This window comes from Hamadaea sp. NPDC050747 (genome assembly GCF_040654195.1).
Taxonomy (GTDB): Bacteria; Actinomycetota; Actinomycetes; order Mycobacteriales; family Micromonosporaceae; genus Hamadaea.
In genome coordinates this window covers 351,852-372,232 of the sequence record NZ_JBFAHM010000005.1, presented here as the reverse complement: position 1 = coordinate 372,232, position 20,381 = coordinate 351,852, and the positions used below count along the sequence as shown (strand labels likewise).

Annotated in this window: 20 protein-coding genes; 12 read left to right on the top strand and 8 right to left on the bottom strand. The window is 69.5% G+C overall.

The genetic code is table 11. From position 1 onward, the window contains the following. Positions 1-272: 272 nt before the first annotated feature. From AB0H43_RS13885 to AB0H43_RS13870, 4 genes are all read left to right on the top strand, one after another. Positions 273-593, top strand: a complete 321-nt coding sequence (locus AB0H43_RS13885) for a type VII secretion target (RefSeq protein ID WP_359999677.1) — start codon at positions 273-275, stop codon at positions 591-593. Next, a complete protein-coding gene (locus AB0H43_RS13880) occupies positions 590-1,747 on the top strand; it encodes a WXG100 family type VII secretion target (RefSeq protein ID WP_359999676.1) in 1,158 nt (385 codons plus the stop codon). Before AB0H43_RS13885 ends, AB0H43_RS13880 begins: the two co-directional genes overlap by 4 nt. 5 nt (positions 1,748-1,752) lie before the next feature. Further along, the gene (locus AB0H43_RS13875) at positions 1,753-2,100 is read left to right on the top strand and encodes a hypothetical protein (protein ID WP_359999675.1); all 348 of its coding nucleotides are present in this window, start codon (positions 1,753-1,755) and stop codon (positions 2,098-2,100) included. 183 nt (positions 2,101-2,283) lie between these two features. Then, positions 2,284-2,826: a hypothetical protein gene (locus AB0H43_RS13870; RefSeq protein ID WP_359999674.1), complete on the top strand. Its 543-nt coding sequence runs from the start codon at positions 2,284-2,286 to the stop codon at positions 2,824-2,826. A gap of 32 nt (positions 2,827-2,858) precedes the next feature. On the opposite strand, the gene AB0H43_RS13865 is transcribed toward AB0H43_RS13870, so the two are convergent. Beyond that, positions 2,859-3,281: a hypothetical protein gene (locus AB0H43_RS13865; protein ID WP_359999673.1), complete on the bottom strand. Its 423-nt coding sequence runs from the start codon at positions 3,279-3,281 to the stop codon at positions 2,859-2,861. Positions 3,282-3,563: 282 nt separating this feature from the next. Between AB0H43_RS13865 and AB0H43_RS13860 the strand changes: the two genes are divergently transcribed. Together AB0H43_RS13860 and AB0H43_RS13855 are read left to right on the top strand one after the other, a co-directional pair. After that, entirely contained in the window at positions 3,564-4,802 is a 1,239-nt protein-coding gene (locus AB0H43_RS13860) for an MAB_1171c family putative transporter (RefSeq protein WP_359999672.1), read from the top strand. Then, entirely contained in the window at positions 4,799-5,569 is a 771-nt protein-coding gene (locus AB0H43_RS13855; RefSeq protein ID WP_359999671.1) for an oxygenase MpaB family protein, read from the top strand. Before AB0H43_RS13860 ends, AB0H43_RS13855 begins: the two co-directional genes overlap by 4 nt. A gap of 38 nt (positions 5,570-5,607) precedes the next feature. Here the strand turns inward: AB0H43_RS13855 and AB0H43_RS13850 are convergent, their stop codons facing one another. Both AB0H43_RS13850 and AB0H43_RS13845 read right to left on the bottom strand, forming a co-directional pair. Continuing rightward, entirely contained in the window at positions 5,608-6,249 is a 642-nt protein-coding gene (locus AB0H43_RS13850) for a hypothetical protein (RefSeq protein ID WP_359999670.1), read from the bottom strand. Beyond that, positions 6,246-6,692: a helix-turn-helix transcriptional regulator gene (locus AB0H43_RS13845; RefSeq protein WP_359999669.1), complete on the bottom strand. Its 447-nt coding sequence runs from the start codon at positions 6,690-6,692 to the stop codon at positions 6,246-6,248. The genes AB0H43_RS13850 and AB0H43_RS13845 overlap by 4 nt, the downstream gene beginning before the upstream one ends. Before the next feature lie 302 nt (positions 6,693-6,994). Between AB0H43_RS13845 and AB0H43_RS13840 the strand changes: the two genes are divergently transcribed. Continuing rightward, a complete protein-coding gene (locus tag AB0H43_RS13840; protein ID WP_359999668.1) occupies positions 6,995-7,888 on the top strand; it encodes a helix-turn-helix transcriptional regulator in 894 nt (297 codons plus the stop codon). Between the two features lie 70 nt (positions 7,889-7,958). Here AB0H43_RS13840 and AB0H43_RS13835 read toward each other — a convergent pair whose 3' ends face one another. The 5 genes from AB0H43_RS13835 to AB0H43_RS13815 form a co-directional block, all read right to left on the bottom strand. Then, positions 7,959-8,324, bottom strand: a complete 366-nt coding sequence (locus AB0H43_RS13835) for a hypothetical protein (RefSeq protein ID WP_359999667.1) — start codon at positions 8,322-8,324, stop codon at positions 7,959-7,961. Between the two features lie 146 nt (positions 8,325-8,470). Further along, positions 8,471-9,679, bottom strand: a complete 1,209-nt coding sequence (locus AB0H43_RS13830; protein ID WP_359999666.1) for a hypothetical protein — start codon at positions 9,677-9,679, stop codon at positions 8,471-8,473. Further along, on the bottom strand, positions 9,676-10,836 hold the full coding sequence (locus AB0H43_RS13825; RefSeq protein ID WP_359999665.1) for an aminotransferase class V-fold PLP-dependent enzyme: 1,161 nt from the start codon (positions 10,834-10,836) through the stop codon (positions 9,676-9,678). Before AB0H43_RS13825 ends, AB0H43_RS13830 begins: the two co-directional genes overlap by 4 nt. Beyond that, positions 10,833-11,537, bottom strand: a complete 705-nt coding sequence (locus tag AB0H43_RS13820) for a tryptophan 2,3-dioxygenase (RefSeq protein WP_359999664.1) — start codon at positions 11,535-11,537, stop codon at positions 10,833-10,835. The genes AB0H43_RS13825 and AB0H43_RS13820 overlap by 4 nt, the downstream gene beginning before the upstream one ends. A 122-nt stretch (positions 11,538-11,659) precedes the next feature. Next, a complete protein-coding gene (locus AB0H43_RS13815) occupies positions 11,660-12,331 on the bottom strand; it encodes a peptidoglycan-binding domain-containing protein (RefSeq protein ID WP_359999663.1) in 672 nt (223 codons plus the stop codon). Positions 12,332-12,792: 461 nt separating this feature from the next. On the opposite strand from AB0H43_RS13815, the gene AB0H43_RS13810 reads away from it, so the two are divergent. From AB0H43_RS13810 to AB0H43_RS13790, 5 genes are all read left to right on the top strand, one after another. Further along, positions 12,793-13,116: a hypothetical protein gene (locus tag AB0H43_RS13810; protein WP_359999662.1), complete on the top strand. Its 324-nt coding sequence runs from the start codon at positions 12,793-12,795 to the stop codon at positions 13,114-13,116. Next, positions 13,113-14,063 carry a hypothetical protein gene (locus AB0H43_RS13805; RefSeq protein WP_359999661.1) on the top strand — a complete coding sequence of 317 codons (951 nt, stop codon included), beginning with the start codon at positions 13,113-13,115 and terminating at the stop codon, positions 14,061-14,063. The genes AB0H43_RS13810 and AB0H43_RS13805 overlap by 4 nt, the downstream gene beginning before the upstream one ends. Continuing rightward, on the top strand, positions 14,060-15,310 hold the full coding sequence (locus AB0H43_RS13800; protein ID WP_359999660.1) for an MFS transporter: 1,251 nt from the start codon (positions 14,060-14,062) through the stop codon (positions 15,308-15,310). Before AB0H43_RS13805 ends, AB0H43_RS13800 begins: the two co-directional genes overlap by 4 nt. Next, on the top strand, positions 15,307-17,466 hold the full coding sequence (locus AB0H43_RS13795; protein ID WP_359999659.1) for an Hsp70 family protein: 2,160 nt from the start codon (positions 15,307-15,309) through the stop codon (positions 17,464-17,466). Before AB0H43_RS13800 ends, AB0H43_RS13795 begins: the two co-directional genes overlap by 4 nt. 177 nt (positions 17,467-17,643) lie before the next feature. Continuing rightward, on the top strand, positions 17,644-20,361 hold the full coding sequence (locus AB0H43_RS13790) for a BTAD domain-containing putative transcriptional regulator (RefSeq protein ID WP_359999658.1): 2,718 nt from the start codon (positions 17,644-17,646) through the stop codon (positions 20,359-20,361). The last annotated feature ends 20 nt before the right edge of the window (positions 20,362-20,381 follow it).

Here is a 20,381-nt window from a genome sequence, read left to right as displayed (position 1 = left end):
GCGCCGGCTGAAGATCGCCGGACATGGATCGGGTTTCGGGAAGCATCGATGGGCTGATGCGCGGCGGACGCAGGACCGCAACTCCACCCCTCCACCGCCTGCCCGGGCAGACGATCTCCCTGCGTGGCACCCTGCGCCGCTCGCGCGAGGTTCGGCTGCTACAGCAGGCGCGGATGTTACGCACTCAATCCCCTACTCAGCCTCAGCCAGCCACGTAACGACATACATCGAAGTCTCGTATGGTGACTGTGTGGTTACCCAGGGAGGGGTTGATGGGTCAGCCAGCACAGGTCTCCGTCGTCCCCGCTGAACTCGTCCGGCACGCGGGCCGCCTGGACACTGCCTCGGACGACATCGCGACCGGAAAGGCAGCCGGTGACACGGTCCGCTTGGGAACCGATGCCTACGGTCGACTGTGCGTGATGGTGCCCCTCCTCGTCGACGGGTTGCAGCGGATGCTCGTCGACGCGCTGACCGCCGGGTCGGACTCGCTGCGTGACACCGCCGAGCGCTTGCGGGCAGCGGCCGCCGGCTACCAGCAGACCGATGAACGGCGTGGCCAGGCGGTCGCGGCCACTGGCGGCCCGCCATGACGATCAACCCCCTGATCGCCGCCCGCGTCGAGGCACCGGCGAATGCCTGGTCGGGCGTGTGGCTGGCCGAGGACATCCAGCTGATCAAACAGGGCGTCGACGACAAGTCCTGGATAGACGGCACGCTCGGTGTGGTGGGCGCCGGTCTCGACGCGCTGGCGCTGGTCTCCGATCCGGCTGGGGTGCTGCTGCAGTACGGAATCGCATGGCTCATCGAGCACGTCCAGCCCCTAACCGAAGCTCTCGATTGGCTCGCCGGCGATCCGGCGCAGATCGCCGCGCATGCTCAGACCTGGCGTAACGTCGCCAAGAACGTTACGGGTACCGCCACGGCCCTGCGTGACGCCACTGCGATGGATGTCGCGTCCTGGCACGGCCCGGCGGCTGACGCCTACCGCGCGTGGTCGCGTGAGCAGCACGGGGCGTTGGCGGCACTGGCCGACGCGTCCGAAACGATGGCGTCGATCACCGAAGGCGCCAGCATGCTCGTCGCCGCCGTCCGGCTGCTGGTGCGTGACGCGATCGCTGCCTGCGTGTCGCGGATCGTCGTCTACGCCGCCGAGGAGCTGTTCAGCCTCGGCACCGCGACGGGCCTGGTGGTGGAGCAGGTCACCACACTGGTCGCGTCCTGGGCGGGCAAGATCGCCCGCTGGGTGCGGGCACTGCTGGCGAGTCTGCGCCGCCTGGAACCGGTCATCCGCCGGTTGGGGTCGATCATCGAGGAACTCCGCCGGATCTTGCAGCGGCTGCGCGGGCGCGGTCCAGTCCTCGCCCGCAGCGGTGACCGGGTGGCGCGCAACGGCACGCGGCTGCTGATGACGATGGACAACGTGCGCGCCATCGCCGCCAAGTACGGCATCGATCTGCGTGGTGTCGGTTTCATCATCGACAAGGTCCGCCGCGGTCCTCCCGGCAAGCCGTTATACGCCATCACCAGGGAAGACGGTAAGATCATCTTGACGCGTGATGCGTTCATCGACGAAGAGCAGCTGGCCAAGACCCTCGCGCACGAGAAGTTCCACCTCGACGAACTCCGGCAGGGCCTGCCCTATCCGCAGAGCAAAGCCGAGGTGCGCCTGTGGGAAGACCGGGCGGAGGCGTTCGAGGCCGCCTGGTGGGAAACACATAAGCATCTGTTGGGCGGGCTGGGGTGATGGCAATGGAGATGACACAGTCGCAGGCGCGGTGGGAGGCATGGATGGCCGCCCTCACCGACGTCCTGAACGCGTTTCCCGCCGACGTCGCCATCACGTGCCCCAGCCACGCCGACGGCACGGTGAAGGTCGCGTTCACCGGCGACCCGGACTCCCGGATCGGCTACTACACCGCCTGGTGCGACACCTGTCACGAGGGCATCAGCAGCGGGCGCGCAGGCGCACCGCCCGGCATGCCCGTCATCGCCATGAGCGATACCGTCGAGGGCGACCCGGACATCATTCCCGACGATGTGCGGCTGCTGCCCCCGGATCCGTACCTGGGTGACGACGCCGAGGAACACACCTTCTAACCTGCGAACCGTTACCCATCAAACTGCGCCGCGAGGCCGCGACCAGGATGTTTCGGTCCTGGCAGAAAGTCATGCCGGATGTCTGGCCGCCACCCCTAGGCGACATCTACGATGTCCCGAAATGGTATTGCAATCTGGTGAGTAGCGGATTGAGTAACACCGAGGCAAGGTCGGGGATTCGCAGTGGCAGACACATCCCAGCGGCGTACGAACTACCGGAAAGTCAAGCTCACCGCGGTGAAACCTGGTGATGCGTCCGGGGTGGAGATCCCGCCGCTGCCCGGCGGGCCGCTCCCGGGCGAGTCAGGCCCGCTGGTGCATGCCGACCGCGAGCCGGGCCCGGTAACCGACGCGGAGGCGCTAGGCGCTTTGCGGCGCCGGGAGGCGATCGCACTCGCGAGCATGTATGCCGAGTCTTCCCCGCAGGCGCTGGCCGACGCGGGATTCCCGCCGACGCTGGACGAGGCGTTGCGGACGATGCTGTCCACCGCGATGCCGAAGTGGGACTCCAAGGCCAAGCCCGTAAGCAATCGGCTCGCGGCACCACTGCTGGCGTTGATGGCCGCGCGCGCGGAGCTCGAGGGTGTGAAGGTCAACGCATGGCTGGAGCTGACGGTGTGGGAGAAGCTGGCTGAGCCGGTGCGTGATCCAGCCGAGGTGGCCAAGGCGTACGAGGAAATGAAACGGCGCACTGTCGTCGCCGAACGGGTCGGCCTGCACCCATAGCGGCGACCGCGTCGACCGAGATAAGACAAATCCTATGCACGGATGTCAATCTCAGCGACAAGCGCCACGCCTTCGGTGAGCAGCGTCAAGAACCGGTCTTCTGCAGGCGCCGCATGCCAGGCACGGGCTGTCCTGTGGATGGCGCCGTCGCGGAGGGAGTCGTGCCAGACCCGCGCGGCTGGATCGGGTGGTGGGCTGGGCAGGATGGCGAGGATCGCGTTGTCGCCGGCCCGCCAGGATGCCGGCACGCTGGCCGTGGCGAGGATCCGGTCGTGCAGGAACAGGCTGCCGGCACCGTCATGAATGCTCAGGTGGGCATGTGGGTGGTGCGGGATCACGAGCACGTCTGCTGTCAGATCACGGGCGAAGCCGGGACGAAGCCGCGGTAGCACAGATCGGCTGACGTCGAGTAGTAGCAGCGGTTCCTGGCTGCCGGGCCAGACGGTGGCGGTCAACTGCGCGAGGTCGGGTGGGTCGCGGCGGTGAGTGGCGGACGCTGGCCGGGCGGCGACTGCCGGGCCCCGGCGGGTGGCGGCCGTGGCCGTGCGTCTGGGTTGTGTTGTGTCTGCTGGCACCCCCGGTGGCCTCCTGTGGCGATGTGCTGCGACTTCGGCGACCCGGTCAAGCCTGCACTGTGGGAGCGCTGTTCGCCATGAACTGGCAGTTCATGGCGAAGCGCTGAGCTGCTGTGCGACCCTCGTGCGCATCCATGAACGTCGGTGACGGGGAGGTTGCTGGTGGACAACGGCGAGAACGTCGCGTTCATCACGGTGGCGGTGGTGTCGTTGCTGGTGGTCGCGCGGATCCTGATCGCGCAGATCAAGGACCCGACGCCGCAGAGGGCGTGCATCATCGTCGCCGGTGGCCTGCCAGCATGTTCGTTCGCGGCGGCGGCGCCAGCGGTCTACCACCGGCTCAACGATTTCGTCGGGGTCCCGAACGTCGCGGTGCTGATCGTCTACGGCGGGGTTTTGGCGTACCCGACGGCGATGGCGGCGTTCCTGATGATCGTCGTACGCGGGCCGGGGTTCTTCTTCGGCCGGCGGGCGTGGATGTGGGCGGTCGGGTACGCGTCGACGATCGTGACCATGGCTGTGCTGTTCACGCTGGCCGATGTGGACGTTGACGCGGCCGACCCGACCGCGTTCGACCAGATGTACGCCACCGAACCGTTCGCGAGCTGGATGCTGATCGTCTACCAGCTGTATTTCGCGCTGGGTCTGGCGTTGACCGCGCCGTACTGGTGGCGGCTGAGCCGGCAGACGGCCGAGCCATGGTTCCGCCGCGGCATGCCGTCCATCGCGATCGGCTCGTGGCTGCTGCTCGGCTACTGTATCCCGAAGATCGCCTATCTCGGGTTGCGGCAGGCCGGCATCGACGTCGGCACACTCAACACGTGGGCACCGGTGGCCGCGGTCGCGGCGGCGGCATTCAACATCGTCGGATACTCGCTGTGCGCGCTGGCGCCCGTGTCGAACTATCGGGCCCGCTGGCAGGCGTACCAGCTCATCGCACCGCTGTGGCGCAGCATCGTCGCCCCGTTTCCCGACGTGGTGCTGCACGGCTGGGAAGGCCCGGCCAATCCGCGCCTGGCGATCTGGCCGGGCCGGTTGCCGACCTTGCTGTACCGGCGCGTCGTGGAGATCAGCGACGCCCGGCTGCAGCTCAAACCGTACTGTGACGGGCGGGTCGCCGCCGCCGCCCGGTCGGCGGCCCACGACGCCGGTCTGGCCGGGATCGACGCCGACGCGGCGGTCGAGGCGGCGATGCTGCGGGCGGCGCTGGCCGCGCACACGGCGGGCACTCTGCCGGAGCAGCCGGCGACCCGTGACGACCTTCGCCTGGCCGACGCGTGGGACGACCCGGACGGCAGCCAGGCCGCCGAGGTCCGCTGGTGGGCCACCGTCGCCCGCCACTACCTGCAACCAGCTGACGGTGAGCCGGTGCCCGGCGACGCGGTCGCGGGCGTGCGATGAGCCCGCAGCAGGCGCAGGCGATCTACCGGCGGCTCGTGCTGTCGGATCTTTCGGCCGAGATGAAGATCGGCCTGTTCCTGGCGTTCTGCCGCACCTTCGGCGTGGCATCGATCGGCGGGCTGCTCGCCAGCACCGGCCAAACCTCGGCGGACGCCCGCAGCCGCGCGGTACGAACCCGCGACACGATGTACACCCTCTACCGGCACGGCTTCGACGACCCCGAAGGCGAAAGAGCTGTGCGGCGCCTGCGGAAGGTTCACGACCGGTTCCCCATCGCCAACGACGACTACCTCTACGTCCTGGGCTGCTTGGTGGTCGTGCCGACCCGGTTCGCCCTACAGTTCGGGCGCCGGCCGCTGACCAGCGGCGAGCAGACCGCCACACACGCGTTCTACCACCGGCTCGCTGGCCTCATGGGCATCGACGACGTTCCGGGCACCTACGGCGATCTCGAGGCATGGTTCGACGACTACGACCGCCGCAACGTGGCCGAACATCCGGCGGCCGGGCCGCTGCTGTCGGCCAGCCGCGGGCTGCTCGTGCATCGGCTGCCGCCGCTCCTGCGGCAGCTGGCAGCGCGCTGCGTGGACGTGCTGCTCGACGACCGGCTGCGAACCGCCGGTGGCATCAGCCAGCCGACCCGGGTGCACCGGGCCTTGGTGTGGTCGATCGTGACGCTGTGCCGCCTCGTCCCACGATCGGCTGGCAATACTCACGAAGACCACGAGGGTGAGGACTGCGCGGCGATGGGCGCAGCCGATCGCTGAGGACGCCGGTCGTGGGCCTCAGCGGCAGCCCGATCGCCCTACCAGTGCTTGGGCCGCGCTTCGGCCAGGCCGGCGGCCAACCGGGTCAGGGATTCGGCCATGTCGGGCGGCACCTCGAACGCGCGGGCGGAGTCGGCGACGGCGCCGACCTTGCCGACGAAGGTCGCGAAGTACTCGGCTTCCTGTTCCTGGTCGGCGGAGAACGCGCTGCGGCCCAGTACCCGCCGCATCGCCGCCGGGTCGAGGTTGGGCATCGCGGCGCGCAGGAACTCCTCTCCGAACGGGCTGACGCCCTGGTGGTCGCACAGCATGTGGCCGAGTTCGTGCAGTACGATGTGATTGCGGTGCAGCCGGGAGGTGCCGCTTTCATAGAACACGTAGTCGGTGTCGGCGGTGGCGATCCACAGTCCGCATGGGCTGCGTGACTCGGTCTCCACTGGCACGAGCATGATGCGCCGGCCGCGTTGCTGCTGCAGGCTGTCGCAGAACGTGTCCATGTCGAACGGCTTGGGCACCTCGTAGCGGCGGACCAGATCATGGAACCGTCTGCGGCTGCCGGTTCGGCCGCGGCGAGGGCCTGTGATCGAAGCCCACCACGGGCTTTGCCACGGCCACCACGCCCGCAAGCAGACGGTGGCAGTGTCGAGCAGCACCCGGGCGTCGTGCGGCTGGCTGGTCATGCCGGACCTGCCTGGCTTTCACGACGGTGCAGTTCCGCCGTGATGAACTCGGCGAACGCGGCGAGCTCGGCAGTGGACAGATCTTTCATCCGCGCCGCCATAGACGTCACGTTGGCCTCCTGCATGCTGCGCAGCAACTCGAGCTTGTCCAGGTCCGCTTCGACTCCAGCGACCATGGGCGACGAGTCGGGCTCGGTGAAGTACCCCGCAGTGACGCCGAACGCCCGGGCGAGCTGATCGGCGACTTTCAGGCTGGGCTGCCGATCGCCGCTGATCAGGTACTTGATGTGGGTTTCCGATATTCGGCCACCGGTGACCTGCGCGACCAGGTCACATACCTCCCGGGCGCTCAGCGCGGTCTCCCGCCGAGGCGGCCGGAACCGTAGCCGCAACCGGTTCAGACGTTGCGCGAACCGGGCCGCGTCGGCGGTCGGGGAATCCATGAACCTGAACCTTCCTGACCGGGTGTTGCTCGTTCCGAGCGAGCTCTGAGCTTGGCAGATGTTGTTGCATTCGTAGGTGCGAGTCTATAGTGTTCCCCTTGTGGCGTCACTATTGTGACGTGGTCCACCTTCGATAGTCACCATCGTGATAGATGTGTTCGGTGCGGCTCCGCTGGCGTCGCGATCATCCGCGATTTCGCGATTTCCGTGGTGTCGCGCCTGGTGGATTGAGGGTGCGGTTCAGAAGAACTGGCGGCGCCGGCGCGTCACCGTCGCTGGCACGGGGGTTGGAGGAGATCGCGATGCCCACATCGCAGAGCGAGCTGGAACCGGAAGTGGATCGGCGGTCGCAGTTGCGCAGGCTGCTGCAGCAGTGGCGGCGCAGGCTCGGGCGTGTGGAGTTCCCGGAGTTGCCGCCGATCGGCCGCGCCCGGCCGCAGGAGCACGTCAGCCAGGAGGATGTCGCGCTGCTGACGGGTGTGACCGCCCGCTATTACAGCGATCTGGAGAACGGCAAGCCTCGCAACTTCAGCAACGATTTCCTCGACGGTGTGGCCTTGACGCTGCGGTTGGACAGGGGCGAGCGGCGCACCTTGTACTGGCTGGTCAAGCAGCAGGATCCGCCGCCGATCCCGGGTGGCCACATCGCGCGGCCCGCGAGGCCGCCGTTGACGGCCGGTATGCGTGCCCTGGTGGTCAGCCAGCCTTGGCCGGCGTTCGTGGTGGACGCGTCGTGGGAGATCTTGCTGGCCAATGAGGCGACCGCGATGTGGTTCGAGGGTTTGGCTCTCGAGGGCAACTACATGCGATGGATGTTCCTGCATCCGGCGGCCCAATGGCAGATCGGCGAGTGGCAGGAGGTCGCCCGGCTGATGCTGCGGCAGCTGACCGCCCAGCACGCTCGGCTGCCCAACCACGAGTGCATCCAAACCCTCATCCAGGAGATCCTGGAGGGGTCGGAGATCGCCCGCCGCTGGTGGACCTCCGAACCGGGCGTGTGGCTGCACGAGGACGGCAACCAGCGGACCCTGTTCCTGCCGGCCGAGGTGGATCGGCCCGAGGCGACGATCGCCGAGATCGTGTCGATGGAACCGTTGCGCGACAGCCAGCTGCGCACGTTCATGGTGGTTCCGGTGGAAGGCTACGTGCCGGCCGACTGCGCGGAACTCGTGGCGATCGCCCGCGCGGACACATAACCGGCTCGTGTCTGCTGGCCCGGCATCGGCTGGGCACTTATGGCGGCCCAGCCGATGCCGTCGCAGGGTGTCAGCCGGCGTCGAGCAGCAGCCGGGCCTCGTTGAGGTGCGCCGCGGCCAACTGCCCCCGCTCACCGGCCTGCAAGAGCATGTCCACGAGCAGTTCGGTCTTCCCGGCCGTATTTCCGCTGCGTCTCGGATGGAGCCGGCGGCGGGCCTGCCGGGCCAGGTGTTCGGCGCACTGCACGATCTGGCTTTGCGTGAGATTCAGTCCGGTGAGCAGCTCGCCGAGCTGACCTGGTGATACCTCGCCGTCCTCGCGATCGGCGACGGCGCCGGCGTGGTTCAGGCAGGCTTCGGCGAGCCGGATCGCCGCGACGGCGGTGTTCCCGTCGGGGACGGTGGGGCCGAACACCACGGCTGCCAGCTCGTGCATCTCTTCCGGCGATGGTTCTAGTGCGGTGCTGGTGGAGTCGGCCATGTACCACGCTGGTCGCAGGCCAGGCTGTCGAGTGGGCCCGGAGACTGTTTGCGGGGCCGGGGAGTGTGCTGTGGGGCGCAGCCGTGCTTTGCGGGCTGATCTCATGCCACGGCCTCCAAGCGGTGTGACCGGTCGAGGGTGGGCAGGTGCCGGGTGGCGTCGAGGTAGGCGACGCCGTCGGTGGCTCCGGTGCCGGGCACGGCGGCGCCGAGCATGCGCCGTGCGAGGGCCAGGTGGGTGGTGCGCCAGCGATGGATCGCGGCGACGAACTCGGCGAGTGAACTGTGCAGCAGCCGTGCTTCTTCCGTGGTGCGGACGCCGGCGATCGCTTGTGGGAGGGTCCGCCACACGCCGCCGGTGGCCAGATCGCGGATGTGTCGCATGTGGTCGTAGGCGGACGACGCGAGGCGGGCCGGCTGGGGTGGACCGCCGGCGAGGATTTCGACGAGTTTGAAGCTGGCCGACTGGATGGCGCTGGCGCCGTCGGTGTAGGCCCTGAACGCGTGGAAGGCGTCGCGTTGCAGAGTCGCCATCAGGGAGAACAGCGGCCGGGTTTCGCCGAGCAGCGTGGTGGCCGCGGTGATGGCGGTGTCGGCGCGGCCCAGGCGTCCGGTGTCGATCAGGGTGACGGCGTGGGCCAGCCAGACTGCGAGCTGGGCGAAGGTGGCTTCAAAGGCTTGCAGGACGCGGATGAACATCCATTCGTCGTGGACACGGTAGACGGGCAGCATGGTCAGCGGCCACCAGCGTCGTTGCCCAGTCGAAAGCCGTTCCGTGACCGCGTGGACCAACGCCGTGGTTGCCCTGCCGGGATGCGCGCCGAGGTCCAGGCCATTGCCGAAGAGCCGTTCGGCAGCGGAGGCCCCGGCCCGCAACGCCAGGTGTGTGCGCTTAGCGCGCAGTTCGCTGCTAGGGCGCAGCAACGGAAGCCGCCGGTCGTCGTGGCAGGTGTCGAGGCGGCCTTCGAATGCGAGGACGTCGGCGAGCAGGAAGCACACCAGCAGATCGCGGCGGGTCGCGGCTGCTCGCGGGTCGACGGGTTCACCGGTCGGGTCGGGCAGGTCGAGCAGGTCGAGGGCGAGATAGGTGTTGTAGTCGTAGCGGCCGTCGAACTTGTCCAGCACCGTGTCGAGCCAGCGGGCCCGCAGCCGTTCGTCGCCGGCGAGGGTCGGCTGGGCGCGTAGGTCGTGGCGTTGGGCGTCGAGGCGGTTCAGCAGGCCTGCTGGCAGGAAGTGTTTGCCGACGCGGTGGCATAGGGCTGCGACCGATTCCGGGGACAGCAGGGCGGCCATGGGGTCGGTGCGGGTCATGGGGTCCTCCCGGCGGTGGCGAGGCGGGTGCTGCGGTGGGCTTCGATCGCGTCGCACACCAAGGCGACGTCGTCGTGGTTGTTGAAGGCGTGGAACGCGATGCGCAGGATCCCGGCGCGGGGTGCGATGAGGATGTTGTGCCGTTCGAGCCAGTGCGCGAGCGCGTTCGGGTTCGGGTCGTGCAGGACCAGGTGGGCGCCGCGGTGCTCGGGTTTGGGCAGGGTCAGCTTTTCGCCGCGGGAGCGCAGACGTTGCGCGGCGTGGCCGACGAGGTTGGTGACGTGCTGGTGCACGGCGGCGAGGTCGAGCCGGCCGACCATCTGCAGTCCGGCGACGGCGCCGTAGATCGCCGCGATCGCGGGGGTGCCGGTTTCCAGCCGCCGTGCCGACGGTGGCCAGTCGAGGGTGAGCGGGTCGAACGCGTGCGGTTTTTGGCGGGCCTGCCAGCCGGTGAGGGTGGGTTTCGGGCCCGCGGCCGGCTGTCGCACATACAGCAGCGCCAGCCCGGGTTGGCCGAGCATGTATTTCGAGGTGGCGGTGATCAGGTAGTCGCAGTCGAGGGCGGCGACGTCGACGGGCATGACACCGGTGGCTTGGCTGGCGTCGACGAGCAGTTTCGCTCCGACCTGGTGGGTGGCGTGGGCGAGGTCGGTGATGGGCAGCCGTAACCCGTCGCGGTAGGTAACGAGGGGGGCGCAGACGATGGCGGTGCGTTCGTCGATGACGGCCCGGTAGGCGTCGGCGGGGTTGGTGCCGGGTGGGGTGTCGACGAACACGACTTCGCAGCCGCGTACCTGCTGTGCCAGCCACACGTGCGCCACGCCGGGGAAGTCACCGGCGTTGACCAGCACGCGGCGTCGGGCGCCGCGCCAGCGTTGTGTCGAGGCGACCTGGTAGACGCCGACGGACACGCTCGGCACCAGCGCGATCTGCTCAGTAGCGGCGCCGAGCAGCTGGGCGGCGTGTTGGCGGACGTATTCGGTGGTGGTCTCGAACTCGGTCCATGCCGGCCGCAGCAGGGCGGCGAGCACGGCGTGCATCGCGCCGGTCATCGGTGTCGACGGCGGCGCGATCGAGCACGTCGCCAGATGCAGCCGATGTTCGAGGTTGGGGTGCAGCTGGCGCATCTGGTCGAGGGTCAGGTCCGGTTCGGTCACGGCCGACCACGCTCCCCCGCGACACCCACATCCTTATGGCCGCCGGTGGTCATCAGGAGCCGGACCTGCCACAAGAGGTTGAAGGCGCGGCTGTGAATCGCGGTGGCCAAGACGTCGACGGGCATCCCGCCGGTGCCGGTCGCGCCGGTGCCGACGAGGCGCGCGGCGACCAGATGGTGGTGGAATCGCCACAGCGCGAGCGCACTGTCGAGGTCGATCATGGTTTCGGCGAGGCGGTGCACGGTGTCGGGTTCGCCGCGCCGGTAGACGTCGACGATGTCGACGTCGGCGCGGGTCAGGTAGTCATCGAAGACCTCGTCGAGGCGGCTCAGCACCCGGCGGGTGTGCGACCAGGCCGGCGACGCGGCCGCGGTGCTGTTGCCCAGTGCGGGGCGCAGAAGGTGATAGTCGCGCAGCGTGAGCCGGGCGAGCAGCCGCAACGCGCGAGTGGCCACGTCAACGATGGCGCTCGCCCGGGCGAGCAAAGCAGCAGCGGGCGTGAGCTGGTCGCAGCGGATGTGGGCGACGGCCCGGTGGAGGTCGTCGACCGCGGTGGCCAGGAGCAGTTCGTTAACCTGGTGCACTGTCTGGAACAGGCCCTCGTCGGGATGCACACGTTCGTCGAGTGGGCGTCGTAGTGACAGCAGCTCTGGCAGTCGCATGTAGTCGGCGTAGGGCGCCGATGGTGGGACCGATGGCATGGCGGTCTCCTTCCTAGCTGGGGGTTCGGCACGTCTGTGGCCTTGCCGCGGATGTGGCGGAGCACGTTGCGGGGTGTGCTGCCGGGCGGTCGGGTGCCCGGCAGCACACGTCCGGGCGGGGGTCAGCCGTCGAGGGTGTGGCAGTAGTTGCTGATGGACAGGCCGTCGTTGTCGGTCTCGCCCTTGAACTTCATATGGGTGGCGGTCTGGGAGCCGTAGACGCCGTCGGCGGTGAGGCCGTGGTAGCGCTGCACCGCGATCAGGGCGGCCTTGGTCTTCGACCCGAACTGGCCGTCGACGGTGAGCTGGGCGAAGCCGAGGTTGTGGCCGCCGACCCAGTGGACGCTGTAGGTGCTGTAGCAGGCGTTCAACGCCCGTTGCAGGGCTTTGACTGGTTCCCCGGTGGCGCCGGGGCCCATCCAGCACGACCAGCGCGGTGACCCGTCGGAATATCGGGCGATCGGTGTGGTGATCCAGTAGTGGAACTGGGTCCAGCTGTAGATCCACGGGCGGTACGCCGCCGACAGCGCCGCGTCGCCGTTGTAGTCGAACTTGTGCCACAGATACGAGGCGGAGCAGCGCGGGGTAGTCGACGCATCGGCCGGTGCCGCCATGGCGACGAGGCCACCGGTGGCGGTGGCGATGGCGAGCAGGAAGCCGGCGATGCGCCGGCGCCGCCGTCCGTGTGTTCGCCGTCCGTCGTCACCATCGTTGCCCGGACTCGCCGGCCGTAACACCGGCGTCGCGCGCTGCGCGTGGTCTGCGGGCTGAGCGGTGCGCGCAGTGTGATCCATGACGGGTTGCCTCCTTGTGGGCAAAGGAGCCTCGCGGGCACGGCGTATCGACGGCCGTGCGCCCGCTCGGCCGGAACAAAGGTGGAAAGGGTGATGCGCCTAGCGCGCGCCTCCGGCGCGCCGGCGGGAGCGGCGACCGTGCGGGTTCAGCCGCGGAATCCGCGCGGCCGCGGGCAGGCCGAAGCCCAGCCGTGCCGCGTAACGCTTCCGGATCTGGCCCATCGCCGATCAGCTCCCCGGGTCGAGGCGGCGGACACCACCGCCACCCAGAATGTATAGCGCATGTGAGCTATAAACGCTATACATTCTAGGCTAGATTGCAATACAATCTTTCGCTTCCGGGGTTGTCCGCTCCGGAACCACGCTCCTCAGAGCGCGCTGTCCGCACCTGTGCGCGATTCCACCGTGGACCTGTCTCTTGCCGCCGAATCGGGCGGCGTCCGTGGAAGGAAACCCTCGTCATGACCGTGCTCGTGCTGTCCAACCAGACCGACACCCTCGAACGCGCTCTCGCCCAGGCCGGACAGGAGGTGCTGGTGTGTCTGACCGACGCCAACGCCGACCTGCGCGCGGCGACCGACCCGCCGTATCCGATCCAGACGGTCACCCGGTTCACCGCCTACGACCAGATCGCCGACCTGGCCCGCAGCCTGCGTAGGCGCATCGACCACGTGGCCACCACCTGGGAAGGCGCGATCGTCGCCGCCGGGCTGATCCGCGACCTGCTCGATCTGCCCGGCCAGCGGACAGGAGACGCGTCGCCGCTACCGACAAAGCCGTCATGAAGACGCGTTTGGCCGACGCCGGCCTGCCGGTGGCCCGGCACCGGATCGCCACGACCGTCGCTGACATCGCCCTGGCCGCCCGCGACCTCGGCTGGCCCCTGGTGGTCAAACCCCTGGCCGGGTTCGGGTCGACCAACACCCACATCGTCTACGGGCCCGGTGACCTCGACGGCATGCGGCAGATACTGGACCAGCCCATCGCCGCCTCCGCCTGGTTCGCCACCGAACCCGCGTTCGCGCCACTGACCGGCCAGGGCGGGATGCTCGTCGAGCAGTACGTCGACATCCACCGCGAGTACCACGTCGACGCTTGCTGGACCGACGGCGAACCGGTGTATCAGATCGCTGGCCGTTACAACGTGCCCCCGCTGGTCGGCATGGGCGGCGCCCTCGGATCAGTGCTGCTTCCGGCTGACAGCCCCGAAACCGAGCCGATCATCCGGCTCGCCGAACAAGCCGTCCGCGCCCTGCGCATCCGCGACGGATTCACCCACACCGAACTGTTCCACGACTACGCCGGACGGCTCCTCGTCGGTGAGGTCGCCGCCAGGCCCGGCGGCGGCGGAATCCAGCGCACGCTGCACCACGCCTACGGCCTCGACATCCCCACCCTCCTGATGCAAAGCGCTATCGGGCAGCCGATCAAAGCCGACCCGCGGCCGCGGCCCGGCGTCTACGGCTGGGTCGGCCCCTACGTGCCCGACGGCACCATCACCACCATCGGCGCACCCGAGGCCATCGAACGCCAACCCGGGGTCATCGAAGCCACCGTCGCCGCCAAGACCGGCGGCAAAGGCGGCATGACCGGCACCGGCCTGTGGGCCGGCGCCGCCGGCTACGCGTACCTGCACGGCTCCACCGTCGACCACGTCCTGCAGCTGATGCCCAACGCCGTCGAAGCGTTCGCCATCCGCGTCCAAACCCACCGCCCGGAACTGGTCCGATGATCACCACCGTCATCGCACAGGTCACCTCCACACCCGACGGTGCGCTAGAGGCCGCCGGCTGGTGGGCACGCCGGTTCGGCGGGCTACCCGGCGTGTTCTGGCGGCTGATGATCGGCGTCGGCGCCGCCCGGCTCGGATTCGTGGTCGTGCCGTTCCTGGCCTTCTGGCTCGCCTTCAGCCAGCACTACACCCCGATGCAGGTCGGCTGGGTGATGACCGCGTTCGGCACCGGCTGGATGATCGCCATGCCCCTCGGCGGATGGCTCGCCGACCGGATCGGCCGCCGCGCCACCATCACCACCACCGCCATCGGCGCCGCGGGCGGCTATCTGATCCTCGGCGGCGTCCACGGGCTGACCGCCACCATCGCCGCCGCCGTGTTGGTCGGGATCGGGTTCGACGCGTACCGGCCCGCGATCCAATCCGCCGTCGCCGACACCACCACCGGTACCAGCCGCAGCCAGGCGATGGCGGTGCTCTACCTGACGATGAACCTGTCCCGCCTGGTCGCCTGCACGCTCGGCGGGCTGCTCGCCAGCGGCCCGGGATTCCGCTGGCTGTTCATCGCCAACGCGGCCGCGAACCTGCTCCTCGCCGCAGTCGCATGGCGTGTGCTGCCCGAGCGCGCATCGCAGCCCACCCACGTCCCACACAGCGGATCACCCGTGGCCGCCAGCAGGATGTTCTTCGGGTTCACCGCGATCACCCTCGTCTTCTACACGGTGCACATGCAGAGCATGGTCGCTCTGCCGGTCGTACTCGGCCACACGGGCGCGACCCCCACCGTCTACGGACTGCTGCTGGCGCTCGATCCCCTCGTCGTGGCCGTGGTCCAGGTGACGGCGCAGCAGTGGCTGACCCGCACCCCCGGGCTGCTGGTCAGCGGGCTCGGCGTCGCCATCGTCGGCACCGGCCTCGCCCTGACCGGGCTGAGCCCCAGCGTCGGCTGGGCCGCGGCCACCATCCCGATCTGGGTCGCCGGCGAGGTCGCGTTCCTGACCGCCGCACCGGCCGTCATCGCCGGCCTGGCCCCCGCGCATCAGCGCGGCCGCTACTTCGGCATCTGGGGCGCCACTCAGGGCACCGCCGCCGTGGCCGCGCCGCTGCTGGCAACCATGGCGGCCGGATCCGACCTGCTGTGGATCGGCGGCGGCCTGGCCGGGCTGGCCGCCGCGGCCGCCTGCCTCGCCCTGCACCACCGTCATCGCACATCACACGCCGCATTCGCCGAAGGACCCGCAGCATGAACCCCAACCCCCGCACATCCATCCTTGCCCTGCCCTACACCGCGGCGGCACAGATCCCGACAGCGATCGCAACGCCCCGCCCGGCGGCCGTGTCCGATCAGGCCGAAGCCTCCGACGACGTCTCCACGATGTCGCCGGAGGCGGACGCGCCAACCGCGTCACACCGGGCCGGGGCACGGCTCGCGATCGACGTGGGCGCCGACTCCACCCGTGCTCTGCTCGAGATCGACGGCAGGCGGATCCCGCTGACCTTCGACGGCAACCTGGCTATGCCGACCCCACGCGTCGACGTCGGCGACCGGCTGGTCGACGTCAAAACCGCGCTACAACCGGCCACCGACTCCAGCCAGCACGGTCCCGCAAAGCGCGTCTACCAGACTCTGCTGCAGCGGCAGGCCGTGACGGCGGGCGTGCCGATCCAGCAACTGGTCCTCACCGTCCCACCGACCTGGGGACCACAGCGACGCGACCTGGTCCGCCGGGCCGCCACCGACGCCGGCCTACCGGCACCGGTCATCGTCAGCGAAGCCGCCGCGGCCGCAGAAGCCACCATGCCCCACACCGGTCAAGACGGCATCGTGCTGGTCTGCGACCTCGGCACCCGCGGACACCTCACCGTGCTGCGCCGCACCGACCGCGGCTGGAATCAGCTCGCCACCACCACCTCCGACACCTACGCCGGACACGGACTCGACCAGGCGATGGCCCACGCCCTGTCCCCCGAGCACGCCGATCATCCGGCCCTGCTGGCCCGATGCGCGTCCGCACGTCTGGACCTGCACGCCCAAGCCGCGGTCGACGACGCCGGCGCCACCGCGATCCGCATCCCCGACCAGGATTTGGCCGCCATCTACCACTTCGACGACCTGACACAGCTCACCACCGACGCCTGCGCGCAGATCGTCGCCGCAGCCCGCGACGTTCTCGCCGCCGCCGAACTCACACCCGGATCTCTCGCCGGGATCGTCGTACGCGGCGGCGCCGCGGCCACGATCATCCCGGGTGGCGAACTCCGTGCCGCGTTCGACGTCACACCGGTCGAACCGATCGACCCGCACCTGCTGTGCCACGGCGCCCTCACCCTCGCACCCACACCCGTAGCCGCCGCACCCGCGATAGCGGCGAAGCCACGCCGGTGGCTCAAACCCGGCCACCTCGCCGCGATCGTCGTGCCGGCGATCCTCGGCGCACATCTGGCCACCCAGGAGATCGACGAAACCTTCACCTACACCGACAGGCTGCGCTCCTACCGCGACATCTACGACTATCAGAAGATCCAGGTCCTGTTCGACCGGCCGTCGTTCGCCGTCGCCGGCTGGTGCCTCATGCTGTCCGCGATCGCCGCCGGCACCCTGCTCGTCCACCTGCTCCACCAGCACGACACCGATGAAGCCACCCCCGGCCGGCACACCCGCACCGGCGGGCAGATCCAGATCTACTCGGTCGTGATCGGACTGGCCATCGTCCTGGTGCAAGGCATGCTCGGCTACGCCATCATCGGCGGCCCACCCCTGGACGTGCCCCGCTTCCCGCTCATCGCATTGGCTGGAGCCGTCGCCCCGGCCACCATCGTCCTGCTCGTCGGGCTCCTCGCGCCGCTATCGGCACGGCTACGCGTCCGCGGCTGGACCGACCGGCTCCACCACCCGATCAGCGGGCCGCTACTAGCCGCCTGCGGATGCATCGCCGGCAACCTGTACTTCGACACCCCACGCATCCTCGACTGGCTACCGCTGGCACCCGGCGGCGACCAGCGCATCAAAGCCGTCCTCGTCGGCATCGCGATCGCGATCACCCTGGTCAACCACATCGCCGCCCGCACCGTCCTGGCGTTCGTCCTCGCCACCGGCGCGTTCCTGGCCACCGGCGACTACTACACCGTCTGGGCCGCAGGCGACCAGCTCACCAAGGCATACCTGGCCGTCGTCGCCCTCTGGTGGATCCGCCACGCCGTGAAAATCGCCCTGGACCTCCACCCCAACGGGTTGCGACGGGTATGGCAGACCATCACCCGTTCCCTCGAACTCACGCCGGCACAACCGGGCGGCGACAGCCGGCCCCCCACCGTCGCCGACCGCGACATCACAGACAAGCCGGCGACGCCGCCGATCACCGAACCAGACACGGCCAGCCAGCAGCAGTCATCTGTCCCCTGACTCGCCGCCGTCGGCCGGATCGCGCCGAACCGTCCAATTCGGCCGCATCACCGGCCTCGCCGGGATAGGCAACCCCGTCCCGCCGGTTATCCACAGCCCTGTGGATAACCGGCTATGGATGCCCGGCGACCCGACCCCCGGCACGGCCGCCGACCACCCTTTCGGAGGTGAACACCCGTGACCGTCAGCCGCTCGCCGTGGACCCGGCTCGCCGCCGGCATACGCGCCACGGTCAGCACGATCTGCAGCCTCGCCGTGATGGGCGGGTTCGGCTGGTTCCTGATCCGCCTGTCGGGCTGGCCACTGCCCGACCATTGGCCCAGCCACGCCGAATGGAACACCTTCCTGGCCGACCCGCTACACGGCAGCTTCCTGCGCGACCTCGGCGCCTGCACCGGATGGCTCCTGCTGCTATTCGTCGTCGCAGCCGTCGCGGTCGAGATCCTCGCCCGGCTCACCCGCCACCGCTTCCCCCGCCTGCGGCTACGCCTTCCCGCACCGCTACGCGCCCTGGCCGCCGGCATCGTCGGCGCCAGCATCATCGGCCTGATCACCGGACCCGCCCACGCCAAACCCGCCACCAGCGGACCGGCACAGCAACCGCCCGCCGCCACAGCTCTTGCAGCACCCGCGACTGTCCACCCAGCCGTCGCGACAACCGCGACCGCCGCCCGGTCCGGCACGGTCACCTTCGTGCTCCGCGGCCACCGGTATCACGTCATCGTCCACCGCGGCGACACGATGTCCAAGATCGCCCGCCAGTGGCTCGGAGACCCAGACCGGTGGCCCGAGATTTGCCGGCTCAACCGCCATCGGCACTTCGCCACCGGCGGCACCCTGCGCGACTGCGACCTCATCTACCCCCGCTGGGACCTCAAACTCCCCGCCGACGCGATCCCACCACCCGGCGCCACACCCGCCCGCATCACCACACCGAAACCCCCCGCCGCCAGACCACCGGTCACCGACCCAGAACTACCGCCCCGGCAACCAGCCCCACCCGCGACACCGACCCCGTCACCTACCACATCGGCCGCCACCGACCCCGACAGTGTGATCAACCTCGATACCCCGCCACCCGCCGCCAGCAGCCCCACCAGCGACCCGACGCCGACCATCACCGGCACACCCGCTTCGGCTTCGAGGGCCGAACACCGCGGCGCCGACAGCTGGCTGACCTACGCCCTGGCGACCGCAGTGCTAGCCGTCGCCGTCCTGGTCGCGCGACGCCGCCTGCTCGCCCGCCGCGGCCGCGACCGTGCTCGTCGTGGTCTGCCGCAGCGGCCTCTGCCCTACATCGCCAGCCTCGCCCGGCATCTGGTCCACCGTCGAAACACCCAGCCTCAGCCCGGCATCCCGCCGCAGCCCGACGACGACACTGGGTACGACGACGCGGGGCACGACTTTGCCCAGCCGCACACGCCGGCTGAGCCCACCGCGATCGGACTGCAAGGTCCCGGCGCGCTGGCAGCCGCACGCGCCGCCATCATCGCCACCCTGTCCCCCTACGGCGACAACCTGCCCGGTCACGTCATCACCACCCGAGGCGCCCTAGAGACACTGCTCGAAGGTCACTCCGCCGACATCGCCTGGACGCGGCTGCACGTCGCCGAAACCGTCACCGACGCCCTCGACCAACTGCACGCCCAGATACTGCACACCCGACGCAGCCACGAGCCCACAGCAACCGACTCCGGCAGAGCGCGGATCCTCCTGGTCGCCCCACCACCAGCCGGCGAACATTCCGCTCGCCTGCAGGCACTCCTCGAAACCTCCGGCGCGCAGGTCACCGCACACATCCTCGGCGACTGGCCACACACCCTGACCATCGCGGCCGACGGAACCACCGCTGCCGGGCCACGACAGCCGATCCTCACTGCGGCTGACACCATCGACGCGCTCAACCTCATCGGCGAAGCCACCACCGGCCCGGCCGCCGCACCACCGCCAATCCCACCACCCGAACCAGCCACCGACATCGAACCGTCGTCCGCCAACGCCGAGCCCACCGCCGCGCGAACTACCGCCGCCGACAGCACGGAGAGCGAGAAGGCTCACCTGGGGGTCCTCGGAGCCATCCACTTCGGACCCGAGCGTCCCGGCACCCGCCCACACCTGCGCGGCAAAGCCAAAGAACTCGCCGTCTACCTCGCCTGCCGGCCCCACGGCGGCGACGTCGACATCATCTGCGAAATCCTCTACCCCGACTCCACCGTCAGCAAATCCCTGGCCAGCGTCCAGCAAGCGGTCACCAGCCTCCGCAAAGTCCTCACTCATCACACCACCCTGCGCGGCAACCCGATCCTGCTGTCCGGCGACCGCTACCGGCTCAACCCCGACCTGGTCACCGTCGACCTGTGGCAACTGCACCACCTCACCACCACCGCGTCCGCTGCCACCGACCCGCAGACTCGGCAAGACCTCCTCGAACGCGCCACCCGCCTCGGGATCGAGCCACTGGCCCCGGAACTGGACAACGACTGGATCGACGCCTACCGCGTCACCACCACAATCGCCACGGTCGAAGCCCACACTGCCCTCGCCGACCTGCTCACACCCGTAGACCCCCACCGCGCCGCGACGCTGCTCGCCGCGGCCATCTCCGCCGACCCAGGCAACGAAGCCCTCTACCGGCAGCGGATGCGGCTGCTGGCTCAACTCGGCCAGCCTGATGGAGTCCGCGCCACTATGCGCGAACTCACCCAGGTCCTGGCCGACCTCGATACCAGGCCCGCACCCGAGACTCAACAGCTCGCGGTGACTCTCCTCGGCAGCCATGGGGACGTCGCTGAGCATGCTCAACGGGTAGAGCGGACTGGTCCCCCAATACGAAAAGGGCCAGTCACTCCCACGGTTGGCCGGCAGGCGGCCACGAAGAGCGTGCACACCAGCTAGGCCCTGAAGCGGTTTCTCCC

Excerpts from the sequence above, each read along its gene's own strand:
- AB0H43_RS13795 (WP_359999659.1), top strand. The coding sequence starts at position 15,307 with ATGAACCCCAACCCCCGCACATCCATCCTTGCCCTGCCCTACACCGCG.
- AB0H43_RS13805 (WP_359999661.1), top strand. The coding sequence starts at position 13,113 with ATGAAGACGCGTTTGGCCGACGCCGGCCTGCCGGTGGCCCGGCACCGG.
- AB0H43_RS13810 (WP_359999662.1), top strand. The coding sequence starts at position 12,793 with ATGACCGTGCTCGTGCTGTCCAACCAGACCGACACCCTCGAACGCGCT.
- AB0H43_RS13845 (WP_359999669.1), bottom strand. The coding sequence starts at position 6,692 with ATGGATTCCCCGACCGCCGACGCGGCCCGGTTCGCGCAACGTCTGAAC.
- AB0H43_RS13840 (WP_359999668.1), top strand. The coding sequence starts at position 6,995 with ATGCCCACATCGCAGAGCGAGCTGGAACCGGAAGTGGATCGGCGGTCG.
- AB0H43_RS13820 (WP_359999664.1), bottom strand. The coding sequence starts at position 11,537 with ATGCCATCGGTCCCACCATCGGCGCCCTACGCCGACTACATGCGACTG.
- AB0H43_RS13875 (WP_359999675.1), top strand. The coding sequence starts at position 1,753 with ATGGAGATGACACAGTCGCAGGCGCGGTGGGAGGCATGGATGGCCGCC.
- AB0H43_RS13850 (WP_359999670.1), bottom strand. The coding sequence starts at position 6,249 with ATGACCAGCCAGCCGCACGACGCCCGGGTGCTGCTCGACACTGCCACC.
- AB0H43_RS13830 (WP_359999666.1), bottom strand. The coding sequence starts at position 9,679 with ATGACCCGCACCGACCCCATGGCCGCCCTGCTGTCCCCGGAATCGGTC.
- AB0H43_RS13835 (WP_359999667.1), bottom strand. The coding sequence starts at position 8,324 with ATGCACGAGCTGGCAGCCGTGGTGTTCGGCCCCACCGTCCCCGACGGG.
- AB0H43_RS13880 (WP_359999676.1), top strand. The coding sequence starts at position 590 with ATGACGATCAACCCCCTGATCGCCGCCCGCGTCGAGGCACCGGCGAAT.
- AB0H43_RS13815 (WP_359999663.1), bottom strand. The coding sequence starts at position 12,331 with ATGGATCACACTGCGCGCACCGCTCAGCCCGCAGACCACGCGCAGCGC.
- AB0H43_RS13855 (WP_359999671.1), top strand. The coding sequence starts at position 4,799 with ATGAGCCCGCAGCAGGCGCAGGCGATCTACCGGCGGCTCGTGCTGTCG.
- AB0H43_RS13885 (WP_359999677.1), top strand. The coding sequence starts at position 273 with ATGGGTCAGCCAGCACAGGTCTCCGTCGTCCCCGCTGAACTCGTCCGG.
- AB0H43_RS13800 (WP_359999660.1), top strand. The coding sequence starts at position 14,060 with ATGATCACCACCGTCATCGCACAGGTCACCTCCACACCCGACGGTGCG.